Raw genomic sequence first — 19,703 nt, forward strand, 5'->3', positions numbered from 1 at the left:
CAGATTCATACTACGTTTACCGCAGATCAAGTCCTGGCGACCGGCATGTTTCCAGAGATAGTCCCACTTTGACCAGAGCGCTCACCCGGAAAGCCGTAGATACATCCGACCTATCGGTCAGCGAGATCGACCCCGGCCCGGCGAAGGTTGACGGCGAAGGTCTTGCGCAGCGTTCGCGCCGACAACCCCGGCAGGCCGATCAGGACCCCGAAGACGACCACGAGACGGTTTCTGCCACCGCTGCGACCGAGTCTTGAGCAAGCTCGCCTCGGCGATCGCGGCGCTCTCGACGTCCGCCGAGCCCCTCGCACCGTTGAGCACCTGCTGCTCACGGTGCCGGTTCGCCCGGTTCACCCGCCGCTTGTGGCTCGGTCCTGGTCGCGGACCACCGATTACCGGCAGATCAGCCTGATTTCGGCAGCACTGTGCGCGGCCACGAGTTCAGCGGCGACCTTCTCGGGCTCGGCTCGCAGCCTGCCCGGAAGAGTCTGCAGCACCATGATTCCTTCGGCGGTGTACCGGCTGTTCCTCTCGAGCGTGACGGCGTACTGCGCTCGCGCGAAGTGGAAGTCGTACGAATCGATCTCCCAGGCGAGGCGGACTTTCCCGAAATAGCCGTCAGGAGTCCCGATGTAGCGGCCACCGGCATCCCTCAGTTCCTGATTCCACAGCGGTTCCGGAAGACCGGTGCGGCGCCAGACGGCCATCGCGTCGATCTCCGCGACCGACCTCGCACCCCTCAGGACGTCACGCAGTACTTCACGGGGCAACGCGCTGCCGCGATCGCTGCCAGCCTCGAGTTCCCTGATGAGGACCTCGGGATCCAGCCTGCCGCGCTGCACTGCTTCGGTCAGCAACGCACGGACGGGATCCCGCGTGGTGAAACGACGACATTCGTCGAGGGCCGCCCGGACGAGCGGAGCCATGGCCACTCCGTCGACGATCGTGGGTCGGGGCATTCTCGTAGTCCGCTCCACCGTGACGTACCCGGCACTACTGACTTTGCAGGAGGCGGGTATCAGCAGATGGACAGCGTCCGACGCGATTCTCGGCCCTCTCAGACCTTGGCGACGGCAAGCCTCGAGACCGGTGACGAGCGCGTCCGGCCCGCCGTAGAGCAAGGCTCCATCGACCAGTTGCCGTCGTGTCGGCCGTCCTGGACCGAGCAGGAGCACTCCCGGAAGGAGACGCTGCCATGGCTGGCCGGGACGGCACCGCCGGTAACACGTCTTCCTCGGAACACCGAGTTCCACCAGCCGCGCGACAGTGATCACTCCGCCGCGGCTGAGCGCGAGGAGCGCCTCACGGTTCCATTCGCCAGTTCGCACCACACCCGCGATCGTGGATCTCGCGGCTACCTCACACCAGCCCCATTTGCCGCCCCTGTGGACAACTCGCCACACCAGCCCCACTGTGGATAACTCGCGCGAGGTTCCCAATGTCGCATTTGAGTCGCTGAGCGTCTCAAATGCGACATTGGGAACGCCTCAAGGCAGAGGGGGCAGCGAGGGGTCGGTGAGCCAAGCGTCGAAGAAAGCGCCGAGCGAGCGCCCAGCGAAGCGTTCGGCCAACGCGACGAAAGCGTCGCTGGTCACCAGACCGTGCCGGTTCTCCACCGCCCAAGCCCTCACCAGCGGGAAGAACACCGCGTCGCCGACCGTGCAACGCAAGGCGTGCAACAGAAGGCCGCCGCGTTTGTAGACCCGCTCGTCGAACATCCGCGACACCCCGGGATCGGCCAGCCGCAGATCCGCGGGTTTCGCCTTCATCCGTGTGTGCCACGTCTTCGCCCAGGTGTGCGCGCTCTGCCCGCCGGATTCCTCGGACCAGAGCCATTCCGCGTACGTCGCGAAGCCTTCGTTCAGCCAGATGTGCCGCCAGTCGGCGACGGTCAGGCTGTTGCCGAACCACTGGTGCGCCAGTTCGTGCACGACGAGCCGTTCGTGGGTGCGCCGCCCGTCGACGTGGTTGGCGCCGAAGATCGACATGCCCTGCGCTTCGATCGGGTCGTCGAGGTCGTCGTCGGTGACCACGATGACGTACTCACCGAACGGGTAGGGACCGAACAACCGCTGCAGCGAGTCCATGATCTTGCCCTGCCGCCCGAAATCGCGCTCGAAAGGCCGGCGCAGGCGCGGCGGGACGGCGGCCCGTTGCGGGACCGAGGCGAGCACGGAGTCACCGTCGAGGCTGATCCGGTACGCCGAAACCGAAGGCAGCGAAAGCCACCCGGCCTGGGGGCCGGAGACCAGTTCGACGTCGTCGTATCGTCCTATTTGGACGCTCATCAGGTACGTCGGCGTCGGCTCCGGCCGCTCGAAGACCCACTTCGTGGTGCTCGCGCGCTCGTGTCGCGACACCAGGTTCCCGGTGACGGCGACGAGGTACGGCGACGACGTCGTCAGCGCGACGCGGTAGGTCGCCTTGTCCGCGGGATGGTCGTTGCACGGGAACCACGACGGCGCCCCGACCGGCTGGCTCGCCACCAGCGAACCGTCGGTCAGTTCGTCCCAGCCGATGTCGCCCCACAGCCCGGGCAGCGGACGCGGATTGCCGACGTAGAAGACCTCCGCCAGGAACTCGGAACCGGCGGCCAGCGACTTCGCGGGCTTCACGTGCAGCTTGTGCCCGCGCCGCGTGTACTTGGCCGGTTTCCCGTTGACCAGCACCCGGTTGATCCGGAACTCGCCGAAGTCGAGCGTGAAGCGCGAAAGCGCCTGCGTCGCCTCCGCGGTGATGGCCGCGGAGGCCGACAGCCGGTTGGGACCGATCTTGTAGTCGAGCTCCAGATCGTAGTGCCGCACCCGGTAACCGCCGTTACCGTGATGGGGCAGATAGGAGTCGCCGGAGGTGTCCGCGCCGGGCGAGGGCTGCGCGGAGGCCTTCGAAATCACCCGCGAAAGACCCCGCTTCCCTACTTCGTCCAGGCCGAGATGGGATTCCCGAGCCAACGCGAGTCGGCGGGAATCGCGTCGCCCCGGGTCACCAGAGACCCCGGTCCGACGGTCGTCCGCGCGCCGATGCTCGCGCCAGGCAGCACGATACCGTGCGGCCCGAGCGTCGCTCCCTCGTCCAGGGTCACCGGCGACATCGTCATGATCCGATCGTGGAAAAGGTGCGTCTGGACGACACAGCCGCGGTTGATCGTCGCGCCATCGCCCAGGCTCACCAGGTCCGACTCGGGCAGCCAGTAGGTCTCCAGCCACACGCCCTTGCCGATCTTGACGCCCATGGTGCGCAGCCAGGCCGGCAGCAGCGGAGTGCCGCCGAGCGAACCGATCAGCCACGGCACGGCGAGGGCCTCGACGAAGGTGTCGGCGAGTTCGTTGCGCCAGACGAACGAGCTCCACAGCGGATGGTCGATCGCGCGGAACTTGCCCACCAGCAGCCACTTCATCGCGGTGGCGGTCAGCGCGGCGACGGCACCGGCGGCGAGCAGCAGCGGCCCGCCGAGCAGCACCGCGACCAAGAACCCGAAGGACGACGCGAGCGCGAAGATCGCGGCGGCGACCAGGACGGTCAGCGCGACGCCGCACATCACCGGCACGATGCGGCACAGTTCGACGAGCGCACGGGCCGCCTTGAGCCGCAGCGGCGGCGTGTAGGTGCGGCTCGTGTCGGACTCGCCGACCGACCGGCGGACCGGCAGCGGCGGCATCCCGAGGTACGAGGAGCCCTTCTTCGCCTTCAGCGGGGCCGACGACAGCACGCCGACCAGGCCGCGCTTGGGCACCGAACGGCCGGGCGCCGCCATCCCCGAGTTGCCGAGGAACGCCTGTTTGCCGATCCGGGCGGGCGCGACGTGCAGCCAGCCGTGGCCGAGCTCGTAGGTGGCGACCATGGTGTCGTCCGCGAGGAACGCGCCGCTGTCGACCTGGGTCATCTTCGGCAGCGCGAGAACGGTGGACGCCTCGACGTTGCGGCCGACCTTCGCCCCGAGCATCCGGAGCCACACCGGGGTGAACAGGCTGGCGTACAAGGGGAACAGCCCTTCACGCGCCATGCCCATCAGCCGTTCGGTCGCCCAGACCTGCCACGCGACGCGGCCGTGGACGGGGTGGTAACCCTCGACCATGCCGATGCTCAGCGACCGGACGCCGACGAGCACGAGCAGGGCGTAGCTCACGAAGTACGCGATGGTCGCGAGCGGCGTGAACAGCAACGCCTGACCGAGCGCGGCTCCCAATGAGGGCGCTCCGGCGATCGCCTGACCCAGCACCGCGACCGCCGGAAGTGCGGCGACGGCGGGCAAGAGCCCCAGCGCGACCGAGGTCACGCCGTAGACCGTGGCCCAGAACCGCGAACGCGGCGGGCGGCTCGACGGCCATTTCAGCGCGTCCTTGGTGACACGGGCGGCAGGCACGCTGCCGCGGACGGTCGACCCGGCCGCGATCTCCGCGCCCTTGCCGATCCGCGCACCCGGGAACAGCGTGCTGCGCGCGCCGATCCGCGCGTCGGCGCCGATCCGGATCTTGCCGATGTGCACGAGATCGCCGTCCACCCAGTGCCCGGTCAGGTCGACCTCGGGTTCGATGGCGGCACCGCGGCCGAGTTTCAGCATGCCGGTGACCGGCGGCGGCGAGTGCAGGTCGACGTCCTTGGCGATCCGCGCGCCGAGAGCCTTGGCGTACGTCGTCATCCAGGAAGCGCCCGCGACACTGTCCGCGCCGCTGAACTCGGCGAGTTTCTCCGCCGCCCACAGTCGCAAGTGGACATTCCCGCCACGCGGGTAGCTGCCGGGACGGACGCCTCGCAGCAGCAGCCGCGCACCGGTCGCCGAGATCGCGATCCGGCCGGCCGGGCTGAACAGCGCGACCCAAGCGACGGCGATCCACACCCAGCTCAGCGTCGGCGCCCAGGCGAAACCGGCCAGCGACAGCACGTTCGACAGCGTCGCCGCGATCGTCGTCCAGCGCAGGCCGACCAGGCCCATCAGCGGGACCATCAGCAACGACTGGATGATCCCGGCCTTGCGCGGGGTCGGCGCGATGTCGCGGCGTTCGGTCTTCTGGCCGCTCAGCGCGTCCAGCATCGACGCGAGCGCGCCGAGCTTCGGGTTGGCGTAGATGTCGTTCACCGACACCTGCGGGTGCCGGGTGCGGATCCGCGCGATCAGCTGCGCGGCCGTCAGGCTGCCACCGCCGTGGCTGAAGAAGTCGGCCTTCGGGTTGTCGACCGAGACACCCAGGATCTCCGCCCAGCCTTCGGCGAGCCAGCTCTCCGTCGGCGACAGGCCGGATTTGGCGGCGTCCACAGTGGACAGCGGCCAGGGCAGCGCGTTGCGGTCGACCTTGCCGGAAGTGCGGGTCGGCAGGTCGTCGATCAGTGCCAGCAGCGGGACGAGGGCGGCGGGCAGCTGCTCGCGCAGCCGGGTCGCGGCCTCGTCGTGGTCGAACTTCGTCCCCTCGGCGGGCACGACGTAGCCGACGAGCACCTGGTTTCCGGCCTTGGTGCGGCGGATCGCGGCGGCGGCGCCCTGCACGCCGGGCAGCGACTGGAGCGCGGCGTCGACCTCACCCAGTTCGATCCGGCGGCCGCCGAGCTTGACCTGCTCGTCGAGACGCCCGAGGAACAGCAGGCCTTCGGCTTCGGCGCGGACCATGTCACCGCTGCGGTACGCGCGGCGCCAGCCCAGCGACGGCAGCGGCGCGAACTTCTCGGCGTCCTTCGCCGGGTCCAGATAACGGGCCAGGCCGACACCGCCGATGACCAGCTCGCCGGTCTCCCCCATCGCGACCGGTTCACCCGCCTCGTTGACGACGGCGAGCTGCCAGCCCGCCAGCGGCAGGCCGATCCGGACCGGGCCCTCGCCGGTCATCTGCGCGGCGCAGGCGACGACGGTGGCCTCGGTCGGGCCGTAGGTGTTCCAGACTTCGCGACCTTCGACGGCGACACGCTCGGCCAGTTCGGGCGGGCAGGCTTCGCCACCGAAGATCAGCAGGCGGACGTCTTCGAGCGCGTCGGCGGGCCACAGCGCGGCCAGCGTCGGGACGGTCGAGACGACGGTGATGCCCTGCGCGACCAGCCACGGACCGAGGTCGACACCGGTCCGCACCAGCGAACGCGGCGCCGGGACCAGGCAGGCGCCGTGGCGCCAGGCGAGCCACATCTCTTCGCAGGACGCGTCGAACGCGACGGACAGGCCGGCGAGCACGCGGTCACCGGGGCCGATCGGCTCCTCGGTGAGGAACAGCCGGGCTTCGGCGTCGACGAACGCGGCGGCCGAGGCGTGCGAGACGGCGACGCCCTTCGGCTTGCCGGTCGAACCGGAGGTGAAGATGATCCACGCGTCGTCGGCAGGGGCGGGAGAGCCCTCGACGCCGCCGGGCGAGCCCACGACGGTGATCGCGCCGCCATCGGAGACGACGGCGGCGACTTCGGCCTCGCCGAAGACCAGTTCGGCGCGCTCGTCCGGATCGTCCGCGTCGACCGGCACGTAGGCGGCGCCAACGGACAGGATGGCGAGGATCGCGACGTAGAGCTCCGCGGTGCCGGAGGAGATCCGGACGCCGACCCGGTCGCCGACGCCGACCCCGTTGGCGGTCAGCTTGCGGCCGTAGGCGTCGATCTCCTCGACGAGCTTGCGGTAGGACAGCGTGGTCTCGCCGTCCTCGATCGCGCCCGCGTTGGGGTGGCGGGCGGCGGTCTCGGCGACGATGTCGATCAGGGTGCGCTCACCGGCGCCGAGGCCGGACCAGAACAGGGCCCGGTCGGCGACGGGGGCGGGTGACGGGGCGACGGTGACGTCGGCGACACAGGCGATCGGCCGGGAATCGGCGGTGAGTGTCATCGGGGCATCACCACGGGCAAGACTGAACCATGGGCGCGCAAGCCCATCACACACCTTTCGCGAAGTGCGTCATTCGGGCTCGCTCTCCGAATGAGGCGCCCGCTAGCAGACCAATCACTTTACCGCAGGTCAACGGCATATCTCGGGAGGGTCTCGGCAGAGTGTCGAAACTCACCGATGGACACGCCGAAACCCGAGGTCATCGGCGTGTCCACCCAGTGAACTATTTACCTACATCGTGAGAAATCAGCGTGCTTTTGGTTTACCCGTCGATTTACCGGCCGCTTTTCCGCCTGCCTTGGGCCTTTGCTTCTTTTCCCGCACCCGGACATTCACCCGGACGGGGCTGCCTTCGAAGCCGAAACGCTCACGGAACTTGCGTTCGATGAACCGCCGGTAGCCCGCCTCGAGGAATCCGGTGGTGAACAGGACCAGCGTCGGCGGCCGGATGCCCGCCTGGGTCGCGAACAGCACCTTCGGCTGCTTACCGCCGCGCACCGGCGGCGGGGTCGCGGCGATGAGGTCGGCCAGCCAGCCGTTCAGCTGACCGGTGGGCACCCGCTGGTCCCACGACTTCAGCGCGGTCCGCAGCGCGGGCGCGAGCTTGCGCACGGACCGGCCGGTGAGCGCGGAGATGTTGACCTTGTCCGCCCACGGCACCCGCACCAGGCCGCGGTCCAGCTCACGGACCATGGCGTGACGGCGGTCCTCGTCGACGAGGTCCCACTTGTTGAAGGCGAGCACGCAGGCGCGGCCCGCCTCGACGACCATGGTCAGCACCCGCAGGTCCTGCTCCGAAAGCGGTTCGGCGGCGTCCAGCAGCACGATCGCGACCTCGGCCGCGTCGATCGCGGTCTTGGTCCGCAGCGACGCGTAGTACTCCGCGCCATTGGCCGAGTTGACGCGCTTGCGCAGCCCCGCGGTGTCGACGAACCGCCAGATGTCGCCGTCCAGCTCGACCAGCGAGTCGACCGGGTCGACGGTGGTACCGGCGACCGAGTCCACCACGGACCGCTCTTCGCCGGAGATCTTGTTCAGCAGGCTGGACTTGCCCACGTTCGGCTTGCCGACCAGCGCGACCCGGCGCGGGCCCGCGGTCGCGCGGTCGCCGTCGCGCGGCATCGTCGGCAGTGCCTTGACGATCGAGTCGAGCAGGTCGCCCGAACTACGGCCGTGCAACGCGCTGACCGGATGCGGTTCGCCGAGGCCGAGTGACCACAGCGACGCGGTGTCGGCGAGCAGGCGGTCGTCGTCGACCTTGTTGGCGACGAGCAGCACCGGCTTCTTCGAGCGGCGCAGCACCTTCGAGGCGGCCTCGTCGGTCGCGGTCGCGCCGACGCTGGCGTCGATCACCAGCAGCACCGCGTCGGCGGTGGCCATCGCGATCTCGGCCTGCGCGGCGACGGAGGCCTGCAACCCGGTCGCGTCCGGCTCCCAGCCGCCCGTGTCGACCAGGGTGAACCGGCGGCCCGCCCAGAAGGCGTCGTAGGCCACGCGGTCGCGGGTCACGCCGGGGACGTCCTGCACGACCGCCTCGCGGCGGCCGAGAATACGGTTGACCAGGGTGGACTTGCCCACGTTCGGCCTGCCGACGACGGCGAGGACCGGCTGCGCGAGCTGCGCCTCCTCCTCGGCCTCGCCCGCGGCGATCTGGGCGTCCAGCGCGGTGAATTCGGACTCGTCGGACCAGGAGCCGTCGATCTCGCCGACTCCGTCAAGCTCAGACATTCGTTACTTCACATTCTGTCGCGTGTCTTGGAGCCCTTGCTCCAAGCGCCATTCGTCCAGTGCCTTCACGAGGTCCGCGAGCGCGATGCGAAGCCGCTCGGTTCCCTCCTCCAGCCCTGTCCTTCCCTTCCCGATTTCGGGAGTGAAAGGTTCGCCGACCATGATGTCGACGCGTGGCCGCCAGCGCCTCTTGGCACCGGCGGGCTTGTACGTCCCCCGAGTGGCGACCGGAACCACGGTCGCCTTCCCGGCGCGGACCAGGAAGGCCGCGCCGCGCTCGAAGTTTTCGGCGTCACCGAGGCCGCGGGTGCCTTCGGGGAAGATCCCGACCGCACCGCCGTCCTCGAGCACCTTGACCGCCATCATCAGCGGTTTGCGGTCCACCGCCCCCCGTTTCACCGGGATCTGGCCCAGTTTCGGGAAGAACCAGCCGACGAAACCCTTGAACAGTTCCGCCTTGACCAGGAACGCGGTGCGCCGCGAGAACATTCCGAACAGCAGCGCCGGTTCCGCCATCGAGCTGTGGTTGGCCATGAACACCACCGGCCCGGACGCCGGCACCCGCTCGGCACCGTGCACCCGGACCCGGAACGCGGGCCGGACGAGGAACTTCGAGATCCCCCGGCCGAAGGTGTGGAAGGGGTCGCTCGCGCCCTCGGGCAGTCCTTTCGCACTCACCGCGCGGCCTCGGCGGGGCAGCCTTCGAGAAGACCGCGGTGCAGAGCCAGTTCCGCGAGCGCGACGATGACCTGGTCGATGTTGAGCGCCGAGGTGTCGACCTCGACGGCGTCTTCGGCCGCGCGCAGGGGTGAAGCCGCGCGCGTGGAGTCCAGGCGGTCGCGCCGTTCCACCGCGGCCTTCGCGACATCCACGGTGGACTCGCGGCCGGCGGCGGAGTCCTGCGCGCTGCGGCGCGCGGCGCGGACCTCGGCCGAGGCGGTGAGAAAGATCTTGAGCGGGGCGTCCGGCGAGACGACGGTGCCGATGTCGCGGCCTTCGACCACGATGCCGCCGACGCGGCCGAGCACCTCGGAGATGATCTCGCGCTGCCGGGTGACCAGCAGTTCGCGGACCGCGGGGACGGCCGAAACCGGCGAAACCGCGGTGGTGACGTCCGCGCCGCGGATCTCGGCGGCGACGTCCTCGCCCGCGAGGGTCACGGTCGCTTCGTCAGGGCTGGTCCCGATGCCGAGTTCGGCCTTCCGGGCGACGTCGAAGACCGCGTCCGCGTCGGCCGTGTCGGCCCCGGCGCGCAGGACGGCGAGGGTGACCATGCGGTACATCGCGCCCGTGTCGAGGTAGCCGGCGCCGAGCTTCGTCGCGAGCTTCCGCGAAACCGTGGATTTCCCGGTCCCGGACGGGCCGTCCATCGCGACCACACCACGCAGGGCTCCCGCCACCGAAACTCTCCTCAGCTCATCTTCGCTCACCTGATCGACGACCATTCTGCCTGGTGGCGACCGACACGCCTCAGCCACCCACGGCGAACCGGTCGACGAGCATGCCGATCCGCTCCGCACGCGCGTCCGCGGGCAGCCGCCGGCTGCGTTCGAGGGTGACCAGGCCGTGCATGGCGGCCCAGAAGGTCTCGGTGTAGAGGGCGGGGTCGTGCTCACCCGCCGCCGGACCCGCGCATTCGAGCAGGGCGCCGAACGCGTCCTTCAGCGGGGCGGGGCTGTCCGGACTGGCGAAGGTCAGTTCGCTGGCGAGGGTGAAGATCGCGTCGTAGAGGGCGGGTTCGCGGTCGGCGAAGTCGAAGTAATTCTCGGCCAGCCGCAGCAGGGCGCCCCGCGAGTCCTCCGCCGTCCCGACTCCCCGCCGCAGGTGGGCGGCCATTTCGGTGCATCCCTCGAGCGCCGCGGCCGCCATGATCGCGCCCTTGCCGGAGAAATGGCTGTAGAGCACCGGCTGGCTGTACTCGATCTTCGCGGCCAGCCGCCGGGTGGTGACCGCGTCCCAGCCCTCCTCTTCGGCGATCTCGCGGGCGGTGGTGACGATCAGCTGTTCGCGTTGTGAGCGGTCTCGCTCACGTCGGGGGTTCGTGACCATACGAATATCCTAGCACCGCTAGACAAGCTAGCGGTGCTAGCGCTAGCGTCTGCAGTGTTCCTAGCGCTGCTAGCTTTCGGAGTCGGAGACCATGACCCGCATCAAGATCGCTTACGCCCTGTCCATCGCCCTCGTGCTCTTCGTCCTGTACTTCGGGAGTGGTTACGTGTTCTTCCCGGAGACCCAGACGGGCGGTTTCGGCCTCCCGGTCATGCCACTGAAGGGTGATCCGATCCTCGCGGTCAAGGGCGTCCGCGACATCGGGACGGCACTCGTGGTGCTCGCCCTGATCCTGTTCCGGAACGTCCGCGCGCTGGGCTGGGCGCTCCTCGCGCTGGCGTTCATCCCGTTCGGCGACATGCTGATCGTGTTGACCCACAACGGGTCCGTCGGCGCCGCGCTCGGCATCCACGCCGCGACGTCCGCCCTGATGGTCGTGATCTCGGCACTGTTCCTGATCCGGCCGAAGCAAAACGGACAGTGAGTTACTGTTGACGTCGTGAACGTCGAAGTGACCCCGCTCCCCGGAATAGGCGTCCGCAAGGACTTCGCCACTCGCAACGGCCGCCGCGTCGGCGTCGTGACCCATCGCGATGGGCACGTCGAGCTGATCGTGTCCAAAACGGACGATCCGGACGCCTGTCTCGCCTCACTTCCGCTGAGCACCGACGAGGCGGGCGCGCTGGCGAACCTGCTCGGCGCGCCCCAGCTGGTCGCCCAGCTCACCGAGGAGCACCGGGACCTGCCGGGCATCAACACCAAGCAGCTTCCGATCAAGTCCTCCTCGCCGTTCGACGGCCGGACGCTGGGCGACACCGCCATGCGGACGCGGACGAGCGTCTCGGTCGTCGCGGTGATGCGGGCCGGGCAGGTCCACCCCTCCCCCAACCCGGACTTCAACCTCACCGCCGGCGACGTGCTCGTCGCGGTCGGGACGTCCGAAGGACTCGAAGCCGCCGTCAAGATCTTGAAGTACGGCTGATCGCGGATGGATCACACCGCACTGTCCTTGATCGAACTCGGGGCGGTCTTCTTCGGGCTGGGCGTGTTGGGGCGTCTCGCCGGGAAGATCGGGATGTCCCCGATCCCGCTGTACCTGATCGGTGGCCTGTGTTTCGGGCAGGGCGGGCTGATCCCACTCGGCGACATCGGTGACTTCACCCACCTCGCCAGCGAGATCGGCGTCGTCCTCCTGCTTCTGCTGCTGGGCCTGGAGTACTCGGCGGCCGAACTGTTCACCGGGCTGAAACGCTCGTGGATGGCGGGGCTCGTCGACATCGTGCTGAACGCCGCGCCCGGCGCGATCGTCGCGCTGATCCTCGGCTGGGGGCCGATCGGCGCGATCGTGCTGGCGGGCGTCACCTACATCTCGTCGTCCGGGATCATCGCGAAGGTGCTCGGCGACCTCGGGCGGCTCGGTAACCGGGAAACGCCGGTGGTGCTCTCGATCCTGGTGTTCGAAGACCTGGTGATGGCGCTCTACCTGCCGATCCTCACCGCGGTGCTCGGCGGGGTGAGCTTCCTCGGCGGGATGAAGGCGGTCGGGATCTCGCTGATGGTGATCACGGTCGTCCTGGTGATCGCGCTGAAGTTCGGCCGCTACGTCTCCGCCGCGGTGGACAGCCCGGACCGCGAGGTGTTCCTGCTCAAGGTCCTCGGCGCGGCACTGCTGGTCGCGGGCATCGCCTCGGCGATGCAGGTGTCGGCCGCGGTCGGCGCGTTCCTGCTCGGGATCGCGATCTCCGGTTCCACGGCGGAGAACGCGACGCACATGCTGGAGCCGCTGCGGGACCTCTTCGCGGCCGTGTTCTTCGTCGTGTTCGGGCTCAACACGAACCCCGCGTCGATCCCGCCGGTCCTCGGCTGGGCGGTCGTGCTGGCGGTGTCGACGACACTCACGAAGGTGGCCACCGGCTGGTGGGCAGCGCGGAAGCAGGGCATCGGGAAGATGGGCCGGGCTCGCGCGGGAGCGGCGTTGGTCGCCCGAGGCGAGTTCTCGATCGTCATCGCCGGGCTGGCGGTGGCCGCGGGCGCGGTGACCGGCGAACTCGCGGCCCTCGCGACGGCGTACGTGCTCCTGATGGCCATCCTCGGCCCGACGGCCGCGCGGATCGTCGAGCCGGTGGCTCGCGCTCTGCAGCGCCGTCCCTTCGGCTCCAAAAGCCCCGCCTCCCAAACCGGCTGACCGCTCTCGCGCGCGCTATGAAAGGCCCGTTACTTGCAAATTTTGCAAGTAACGGGCCTTTCATAGCATTGGCCTACCCGCGCTCAAGCCCCGAAACAGCCGCCGGGGCGATCTGCACCGGAGCCACCGGAAGCGCCGCCGGGACGGCCGACGGACCCGCGCCCGAGACGGGCAGCGCGAGCGACGTCCTACCCAGGTCCACCGTGATCTTCGGGTACTGCGACGGCCCGCCGATGAACGAACCGTCCGTCCCGCCGATGATCAGCGCGAGCTGATGTCCTCGCGGGACGACGTGATCCGTACTCGCCAGCCGGAACGTCATCGTGTACGGCTGCCCCGGCGTCAGCGGCGATTCCTGGGTCAGCGAACGGTAGTTGGCCAGGTCGGCCCACCCGCGGCTGATGATGTTCAGCCCCACCGAAACCGAGTCGGCGCTCGTGTTCAGGTAGCAGGCGTCGTTGCCGGAAGCGCTCGATCCCCAGCACGACTGGGTCATCTCGTTCTTGATGCCTTCCTTGGGCCCGGTGTAGTTCCGGATGGTCGCCGGGCCGTAGTCCACCAAGATCGCCGAAAGCCGCGCAGTGGACGTCGACGGCGTCGCGGTCACCGTCACCTTCGCGGTCCCGGAGACGTGGAGGTCCTTCGCGAGCGCGCCGGTGCTGAACAGCACGCGTCCGTTCGAGGTCTCCGTCGGCCGTGCCGCCCAACTGTTCGAGGACTGGCCGGAGGAGTCGGTGAACGACGCCGTGCCCGTCCCCGCGGTCGTTCCGAGCGTGCCGACGCCGGGAGTGCTCCCTGACGCGGGACGCAGGGTGACGGCGCTGCCCGCGGGCCACGCCGCCTGGTCCACCCACACGTCCGGAGCGCGTTCCACACTCGCGCCCGGCGTCTTCTCGATGCCGTTGTCGACGCCGAGCAGGTAGTGGTCGAACCACTTGTGCAGGGTGTCGACCCACGCCGACCGCCGGTAGTCGAACGGATCGACGTGACCGGCCTGCGTCAGCCACACCTTGCGCTCGACGTTCAGCGCTTCCCACCACTGCCCGAAGTTGATCGTCTTGACGTTGAGGTCGCCCAGCCCGTGCGAAGCGAGCACGCTGGCCTTCACCTTCGAGGCACTCTGCACGTGGTCCCGGTCGAGCCAGAACGCGTTGTAGTCGCCGTTCGAGGTCGCGCCCTCGGTGAGCTTCCGGTTCGCCGCGCTGCAGTTCTGGCCGCCGTTGCGCTGGGAGACCGTCTGAGCCAACCCCGCGGGGCTGCCCTGGCGCAGGCTGGCGCCGTCGGAGCGGTAGTAGTCGTACCAGGAACTGATCGCGCCGATCGGCACGATGGTCTTGAGTCCGTCGACACCGGTCGCTGCGACGCCGTTGGCGATCGTGCCGTCGTAGGACTTCCCGATCATGCCGACCGCGCCCGTCGACCACGAAGCGAGCGTCTTGGCCGAACCGGTCGCCGTCGTGTAGCCGTTCGCCCGGCCGTTCAGCCAGTCGACGACCTTGCGCGCCGAGTTGACGTCCGAGGGCCCGCCGACGTCGGTGCAGCCGCGGGACTTGTTGGTACCGGCCAGATCCACCAGGACCACGGCGTACCCGCGGGGGACGAAGAAGTTGTCGTAGTAGAGCGGGAACCCGACCGGCCTGCCCGCCGAGTCGTAGGTCTTGAGTTCGCTCTCGTTGCCCCGGCCACAGCACGAGTAATACGGGCTCGCGTCCATGATGACCGGGACCTTCTTGCCCTGCGCCGCCGGTTCCTTCGGCCGGATGATGTCGGCGGCGACCCGGTCGGAGCGGCCATCGCCGTCCCCGTCGAGCCCGATGTCCACCCAAGCCGTCTCGCGGACGGCCTGGGCGAAGTCGTAGACCGGTTCGCTGCCCCGCGGTTTCGCCACGGCCGGTGGCGCCGCGACCACGGCCGCGGCGACCGCCAGAATCCCTGCCAGCACAACTGATTTCACGGTCGAGCCCTTCCCCGTCGGCTGAAAGCCCGTCAGGAAGAGCTAAACGCGATGCTCATCGGTGCAGTAGAGCGGAAAGTCTTACAGTCAGGGCTTACAGATCGACAGCGCGGTAGAGCGAGCCGACCTCACCGCGGTTGAGCCGCCGGATCGAACCCGACCGCTGCGCGCCGAGCTGGACGTCGCCGAGCGCGGTCCGGACCAGTTTGCGCACCGGATGCCCGGTGGCCGCCATCAGCCGCCGCACGATGTGCTTGCGGCCTTCGTGGATGACGAGCTCGATCTGGGTGCGACCGGCCAGCATGTCCTTGACCCGGAACTGGTCGACCTTGACGATGCCGTCCGGCAGCTCGAAGCCCGCCCGCAGTTCCTTGCCGAGCCCGCGCGGGACGATGCCCTCGACCTCGGCGAAGTAGGTCTTCAGCACCTGGAAGGACGGGTGCATCAGCCGGTGGCCGAGGTCGCCGTCGTTGGTGAGCAGCAGGAGGCCTTCGGTGTTCTCGTCGAGCCTGCCGACGTGCACGATGCCGGGCATCTCCTCGTACCGGCCGCGCAGGTAGTCGCCGACGCACGGGCGGCCGCGGTCGTCGCTCATCGTGCTGTGCACGCCCTTGGGCTTGTTCAGCACGAGATAGACGAGGTCTTCGCGGACCTGGACGCGGGTGCCGTCGACGTGGATCACGGAGTTGTCCGGATCGACCCGGCGGCCGAGTTCGGTGACCACCTTGCCGTCCACGCTCACGCGACCGCGCACGATCAGGTCCTCGGCCGCGCGCCGCGAGGCGACGCCGGCCTGCGAAAGGACCTTCTGCAGCCGAATGCCGTCGGGATGGGCGTCAGATGTCATCGATGGTGTCCACTTCGGGTAGCAAGGGAGCGATCGGGGGAAGATCGGCCAGGGACGACAGTCCCAGTCGCTCCAGGAACAGCTCGGTCGTCACGTACAGCGTGCCAGTGGTTTCGGGGTCGGTCCCCATCTCCTCGATCAGGCCGCGTGCCAGCAGCGTCCTGATCACCCCGTCCACGTTCACACCTCGGACGGCGGCGACCCTGGCCCTGGTCACCGGCTGCCGATAGGCGATCACGGCGAGGCTCTCCAGCGCGGCTCGCGTCAGCTTGGAACGCTGGCCGTCGAGCAGAAGCTTCTCCACGAACGGGGCATAGACGTCCCTAGTGTAGAACCGCCACCCTTCGCCTACTCGGCGCAGGTCGATTCCGCTGGATCGGTCGGTGAACTTCTGGGACATCGTGCGCAGCGCGACGGTCACCCGCGACTCGGGCTGGCCGACCGTCTCGGCGAGCGATTCCTCGTTGATCGGCGAGTCCACGACCAGCAACAGCGCTTCGAGGGCGGCCTCGAGCACCTCGTCGGAGGTGACGTCGGGATAGTCGCCGTCACCTGCCGCCACGAGCTCTTCGTCGGCAGGCGGCTCCGGCTCGGCCACCGTTTCCGGATCAGCGGTGTCCGGCTCAGCGGTGTCCGGCTCGGCGACAGTCTCGTGCTCGGCCGGGGTCTCTTCGGTCTTCTCGGTCTCTTCGGGGCTCACCCGTACTCCTCGTCCTCGACGACGGCCAGATCCTGCTCGGCCGCCACCGACGCCTCCGCCACGGACCCGCCGGTCCAGCGCACGTGCAGTTCGGCGAGCGCCTCCAGTTGCTCGAACTGGACCGTCGCCTCGCGGTACAGCTCCAGCAGCGCGAGGAACCGCGCCACGATCTCGACGGTGTGCTCGCAGTCCTCGACGAGCTCGCTGAACGTCGCCTCGCCCTTTTCGGCGAGCTTGAGCCGCAGCAGCGCGGCGTGCTCGCGGACCGAGACCCGGCCCATGTGGATGTGGGCGATCGACACCGTCGGCGGCGGCTTCGGCCGGAAGACGGCGACGGCGATCTCGGCGAACTTCGCCGGGTCGACGCCGAGCATCACCTCGGGCAGCAGCCCCATGAACCGGTCTTCGAGCGCGACCGACCGCGGGTAGCGCCGCAGCGCGCCGGCCTCCAGTTCACCGAACAGCGCCGCGACCTGCTTGTACGCCCGGTACTGCAGCACGCGCGCGAACAGCAGGTCCCGTGCTTCGAGCAGGGCGAGGTCGTCTTCGCTCTCCACCTCGGCGGCGGGCAGCAGCCGCGCCGCCTTGAGGTCGAGCAGGGTCGCCGCGATGACCAGGAACTCGGTCGTCTCGTCGAGGTTCCAGTCCGTGCCGAGCGCGCGGGTGTAGGCGATGAAATCGTCCGTGACCCGGTGCAGCGCGACTTCGGTGACGTCGAGCTGGTGCTGCGAGATCAGCTGGAGCAGCAGGTCGAAGGGGCCCTGGAAGTTCGCCAGGTTCACCTTGAACTTGGACGTGCTCAGCTCTTCGCTGGCCAGTCCTTCGGGGACCATCCCGCCGTGCACGGTCTCGTGCACGGCGGGGGTCTCGTCTGCCTCTGTCCGCTCGACCGGCTCTGGGCCGCTGGGAGCAGCCTCGGCCGGGTCGTCCATCAGCTCTCGGTCTCTTTCCCGTCCTCGCTGCCCGCCCGCAATCGCTGGACGAGCACCGATTCCTCACCGGCCGCGTCGAAATCGGCCAGCAGGACGGCCACCGCCTCGCGGACCAGCCTGCCGCGGTCGAGCACGAGACCGTGCTTCGCCCGGAGGTTCAGCCTGGCCTGCTCCATCGCCAGCAGTTCGTCGCCGGAGACGTAGACGGTGATCTTCGCGTCGTGTTTGGTCCGGCCGGATCCGCTGCGCGCGGCCCTGGCCAGCTGTTCCTTGTGCGCTTGTCCCGCCCCGTTCGAGGAGCCGTTCTCCGCGTCGTGCCTGTCGCCGTTCCCCGTCGCGGGGGCGGGCGGCTCAGGCGCGGGCGGGAGATCGAGGGCAGGACTGGAGGTGATCCTGAACAGTTCGGACGCTCCGGGCAGGGAAGCTCGCCTGCTCACCGAGCGATCACCTCGCGGGCCAGTGCGCGGTAAGCCGCCGCACCGGCTGATTTGGGAGCCCAGGTCGTGATCGGCTCGCCCGCGACCGTGGTCTCGGGGAACCGCACGGTGCGGTTGATCACCGTGTCGAACACGGTGTCGCCGAATGCCTCCACCACTCTCGCCATGACCTCCTTCGAGTGCAGGGTTCTCGGGTCGTACATGGTGGCGAGAATCCCGGTGATGTCCAGTTTGGGGTTGAGGCGTTCCTGCACCTTCTCGATGGTGTCGATCAGGAGCGCTACGCCTCGCAGACTGAAGAACTCGCACTCCAGAGGGATGATCACACCGTCCGCGGCGGTCAGTGCGTTCACCGTCAACAGGCCAAGCGAGGGCTGGCAGTCGACAAGAACATAGTCGTAGTCGTTCATGACCGGACGAAGGACCCGTAACAAAGTGTGTTCGCGCCCTACCTCTGCGACCAACTGGACCTCGGCCGCGGACAGGTCGATGTTGCTCGGCAGCAGGTCGACGCCGTCGACGCGGGTCTTCCGGATGACGTCGGTGATGCTGACCGACCGCTCCATGATGACGTTGTAGACCGTTTGGTCCAGTTCGTGCGGCTGGATGCCGAGGCCGACCGAAAGCGCGCCCTGGGGATCGAAGTCCACCAGCAGCACCCGGCGGCCGCATTCGGCGAGGGCCGCGCCGAGGTTGATGGTCGACGTGGTCTTGCCGACGCCGCCCTTCTGGTTGCACATGGCCATCACCAGTGCGGGGCCGTGCCGCTCGAGCGGCTTCGGTTCGGGAATCTCGCGGTACGGGCGGCCGGTCGGGCCGATTCCTTCCCTCTCGCGTTCTTGCTGCTTGGTTTCCTTGGCGCGCTTGGCCTTGCGGCCGCGAGAAGAGATCGTGTCCTCCGACGGTTCGTCGCCGTCGTGTTCGGCGGGGGTTGCGATGGTCACCTGGTGGAGGCTCGCCGCGGCCGAACCGGCGGACACGGACGGCTTCGCCGGCTCGTTCGGTGTCGACATGGCGCGAAATCTCCTCCTCGGCAGGGTCTTCGGCAGCCTATGCGCGATTCGCGAGTCGTGACAAAGAGGCTCGCCGGGATCGACAGGGTCGATTAGCCGAGCGCGCGGGGATGTGCTGTCGCGTAGACCTCGCGGAGCGTGGTGACCGTGACCAGCGTGTACACCTGAGTGGTGGTCACCGAAGCGTGGCCCAGCAGTTCTTGCACGACACGGACGTCCGCGCCGCCTTCGAGCAGATGCGTGGCGAAGGAATGGCGCAGCGTGTGCGGGGAGACGCCCGCCGTGATGCCCGCGGATTCCGCCGTGTCCTTGAGAACCTGCCACGCGCTCTGCCGGGAAAGCCGGGAACCGCGGGCGTTCAGGAACATCGCCGGTGTCCCCCGGCCGTGCAGGGCGAGCACCGGCCGCGCGCGGACGAGATAGGCGTGCACCGCTTCGAGAGCGGGACGGCCGATCGGCACGATGCGCTGTTTGCCGCCCTTCCCGTCGAGCAGCACGGTCCGCTCCGCGTCGTCGATGTCGTCGATGTCGAGCCCGACGGCTTCGGAGATCCGCGCGCCCGTGGAGTAGAGCAACTCCAGCAGCGCCCGGTCCCGCAACGGCCGTTCGCCCTCGGGCGGTGGGGTTTCCAGCAGCTTCAGCACATCGTCCACCGGCAGTGCCTTGGGCAGCCGCTTGGCCGCCGCGGGCGGGCGGACCTCGCGCGCCGGATCGTTTTCGGTGAGGCCGTCGGCGTGCGCGAACTTGTGCAGCCCCCGCACCGCGACGAGCGCGCGTGCCGCCGAGGACGCGGCCAGCGGCCGGTGCTCCTCGTCGCCTTCGCGCAGTGCCGCGCCGAACGAGGTGACATGCGCCGGGGTGACGTCGGTGAAGCGTTCGACCTCGGCGCCGCCGAGGTACGCGGTGTACCGGCGCAGGTCGCGGGAGTAGCTGTCGAGGGTGTTCCTCGCGGTTCCGCGCTCGACCACCAGATGGTCGAGGTAAGCGGCGACCACCTGGGCGACTCCGGCACCGCCAGCCCGTGACACACCGACACTCTAGGACCACCAGGGCGCTCGCGGGGGTTCG

At 69.0% G+C, this 19,703-nt stretch carries 17 protein-coding genes; 3 read left to right on the plus strand and 14 right to left on the minus strand.

Translation table 11 applies throughout. The features are described 5' to 3' along the window. Positions 1–392: 392 nt before the first annotated feature. The 7 genes from BKN51_RS44315 to BKN51_RS17810 form a co-directional block, all read right to left on the minus strand. Positions 393–926 carry a hypothetical protein gene (locus BKN51_RS44315; protein ID WP_233224195.1) on the minus strand — a complete coding sequence of 178 codons (534 nt, stop codon included), beginning with the start codon at positions 924–926 and terminating at the stop codon, positions 393–395. A 561-nt stretch (positions 927–1,487) separates the two neighbouring features. After that, positions 1,488–2,894, minus strand: a complete 1,407-nt coding sequence (locus tag BKN51_RS17785; protein ID WP_101608720.1) for a M1 family metallopeptidase — start codon at positions 2,892–2,894, stop codon at positions 1,488–1,490. 20 nt (positions 2,895–2,914) lie between these two features. Further along, a complete protein-coding gene (locus tag BKN51_RS17790; protein WP_101608721.1) occupies positions 2,915–6,790 on the minus strand; it encodes a Pls/PosA family non-ribosomal peptide synthetase in 3,876 nt (1,291 codons plus the stop codon). Between the two features lie 246 nt (positions 6,791–7,036). After that, complete coding sequence (der, locus tag BKN51_RS17795) at positions 7,037–8,518, minus strand: ribosome biogenesis GTPase Der (protein WP_101608722.1); 1,482 nt, start codon at positions 8,516–8,518, stop codon at positions 7,037–7,039. 3 nt (positions 8,519–8,521) lie between these two features. Next, positions 8,522–9,196, minus strand: a complete 675-nt coding sequence (locus BKN51_RS17800) for a lysophospholipid acyltransferase family protein (RefSeq protein WP_101608723.1) — start codon at positions 9,194–9,196, stop codon at positions 8,522–8,524. Further along, positions 9,193–9,897 carry a (d)CMP kinase gene (cmk, locus tag BKN51_RS17805; RefSeq protein WP_101613284.1) on the minus strand — a complete coding sequence of 235 codons (705 nt, stop codon included), beginning with the start codon at positions 9,895–9,897 and terminating at the stop codon, positions 9,193–9,195. The genes BKN51_RS17800 and cmk overlap by 4 nt, the downstream gene beginning before the upstream one ends. Positions 9,898–9,988: 91 nt before the next feature. Next, positions 9,989–10,567, minus strand: coding sequence for a TetR/AcrR family transcriptional regulator (locus tag BKN51_RS17810; RefSeq protein ID WP_101608724.1), 579 nt, complete (start codon positions 10,565–10,567; stop codon positions 9,989–9,991). Positions 10,568–10,658: 91 nt separating this feature from the next. Here BKN51_RS17810 and BKN51_RS17815 point away from each other — a divergent pair, with 91 nt between their 5' ends. From BKN51_RS17815 to BKN51_RS17825, 3 genes are read left to right on the plus strand one after another with little or no spacing between them, the layout of a single operon-like run. Next, positions 10,659–11,051, plus strand: coding sequence for a DUF4267 domain-containing protein (locus BKN51_RS17815; RefSeq protein ID WP_101608725.1), 393 nt, complete (start codon positions 10,659–10,661; stop codon positions 11,049–11,051). A 15-nt stretch (positions 11,052–11,066) separates the two neighbouring features. Beyond that, positions 11,067–11,549, plus strand: coding sequence for a cation:proton antiporter regulatory subunit (locus BKN51_RS17820; protein ID WP_076167978.1), 483 nt, complete (start codon positions 11,067–11,069; stop codon positions 11,547–11,549). Positions 11,550–11,555: 6 nt separating this feature from the next. Beyond that, on the plus strand, positions 11,556–12,752 hold the full coding sequence (locus BKN51_RS17825) for a cation:proton antiporter (protein ID WP_101608726.1): 1,197 nt from the start codon (positions 11,556–11,558) through the stop codon (positions 12,750–12,752). A gap of 73 nt (positions 12,753–12,825) precedes the next feature. Here the strand turns inward: BKN51_RS17825 and BKN51_RS17830 are convergent, their stop codons facing one another. The 7 genes from BKN51_RS17830 to xerD all read right to left on the minus strand — a co-directional run bounded on the left by BKN51_RS17830 (position 12,826) and on the right by xerD (position 19,630). Next, positions 12,826–14,694, minus strand: coding sequence for a Xaa-Pro dipeptidyl-peptidase (locus tag BKN51_RS17830; protein ID WP_101608727.1), 1,869 nt, complete (start codon positions 14,692–14,694; stop codon positions 12,826–12,828). 106 nt (positions 14,695–14,800) lie between these two features. Further along, positions 14,801–15,553, minus strand: a complete 753-nt coding sequence (locus tag BKN51_RS17835; RefSeq protein ID WP_101608728.1) for a pseudouridine synthase — start codon at positions 15,551–15,553, stop codon at positions 14,801–14,803. Further along, positions 15,543–16,253: an SMC-Scp complex subunit ScpB gene (gene scpB, locus BKN51_RS17840; protein ID WP_101608729.1), complete on the minus strand. Its 711-nt coding sequence runs from the start codon at positions 16,251–16,253 to the stop codon at positions 15,543–15,545. The genes BKN51_RS17835 and scpB overlap by 11 nt, the downstream gene beginning before the upstream one ends. Next, on the minus strand, positions 16,250–17,185 hold the full coding sequence (locus BKN51_RS17845) for a segregation and condensation protein A (protein WP_168214343.1): 936 nt from the start codon (positions 17,183–17,185) through the stop codon (positions 16,250–16,252). Before BKN51_RS17845 ends, scpB begins: the two co-directional genes overlap by 4 nt. Next, positions 17,185–17,622: a cobyrinic acid a,c-diamide synthase gene (locus BKN51_RS17850; protein ID WP_101608730.1), complete on the minus strand. Its 438-nt coding sequence runs from the start codon at positions 17,620–17,622 to the stop codon at positions 17,185–17,187. Before BKN51_RS17850 ends, BKN51_RS17845 begins: the two co-directional genes overlap by 1 nt. Beyond that, positions 17,619–18,635, minus strand: coding sequence for a ParA family protein (locus BKN51_RS17855; RefSeq protein ID WP_101608731.1), 1,017 nt, complete (start codon positions 18,633–18,635; stop codon positions 17,619–17,621). Before BKN51_RS17855 ends, BKN51_RS17850 begins: the two co-directional genes overlap by 4 nt. Positions 18,636–18,727: 92 nt before the next feature. Beyond that, positions 18,728–19,630 (minus strand): site-specific tyrosine recombinase XerD, encoded by a 903-nt coding sequence (gene xerD / locus BKN51_RS17860; RefSeq protein WP_101608732.1) that lies wholly within the window; start codon positions 19,628–19,630, stop codon positions 18,728–18,730. Positions 19,631–19,703: the final 73 nt, after the last annotated feature.

The sequence above is a fragment of the Amycolatopsis sp. BJA-103 genome (assembly GCF_002849735.1).
GTDB lineage: Bacteria > Actinomycetota > Actinomycetes > Mycobacteriales > Pseudonocardiaceae > Amycolatopsis.

Bases quoted from the DNA above. Each gene is read 5' to 3' on its own strand.
- BKN51_RS17855 (WP_101608731.1), bottom strand. From the start codon at position 18,635: ATGTCGACACCGAACGAGCCGGCGAAGCCGTCCGTGTCCGCCGGTTCG.
- BKN51_RS17815 (WP_101608725.1), top strand. From the start codon at position 10,659: ATGACCCGCATCAAGATCGCTTACGCCCTGTCCATCGCCCTCGTGCTC.
- BKN51_RS17790 (WP_101608721.1), bottom strand. From the start codon at position 6,790: ATGACACTCACCGCCGATTCCCGGCCGATCGCCTGTGTCGCCGACGTC.
- BKN51_RS17845 (WP_168214343.1), bottom strand. From the start codon at position 17,185: ATGGACGACCCGGCCGAGGCTGCTCCCAGCGGCCCAGAGCCGGTCGAG.
- BKN51_RS17825 (WP_101608726.1), top strand. From the start codon at position 11,556: ATGGATCACACCGCACTGTCCTTGATCGAACTCGGGGCGGTCTTCTTC.
- BKN51_RS44315 (WP_233224195.1), bottom strand. From the start codon at position 926: ATGGCTCCGCTCGTCCGGGCGGCCCTCGACGAATGTCGTCGTTTCACC.
- BKN51_RS17810 (WP_101608724.1), bottom strand. From the start codon at position 10,567: ATGGTCACGAACCCCCGACGTGAGCGAGACCGCTCACAACGCGAACAG.
- BKN51_RS17835 (WP_101608728.1), bottom strand. From the start codon at position 15,553: ATGACATCTGACGCCCATCCCGACGGCATTCGGCTGCAGAAGGTCCTT.
- der (WP_101608722.1), bottom strand. From the start codon at position 8,518: ATGTCTGAGCTTGACGGAGTCGGCGAGATCGACGGCTCCTGGTCCGAC.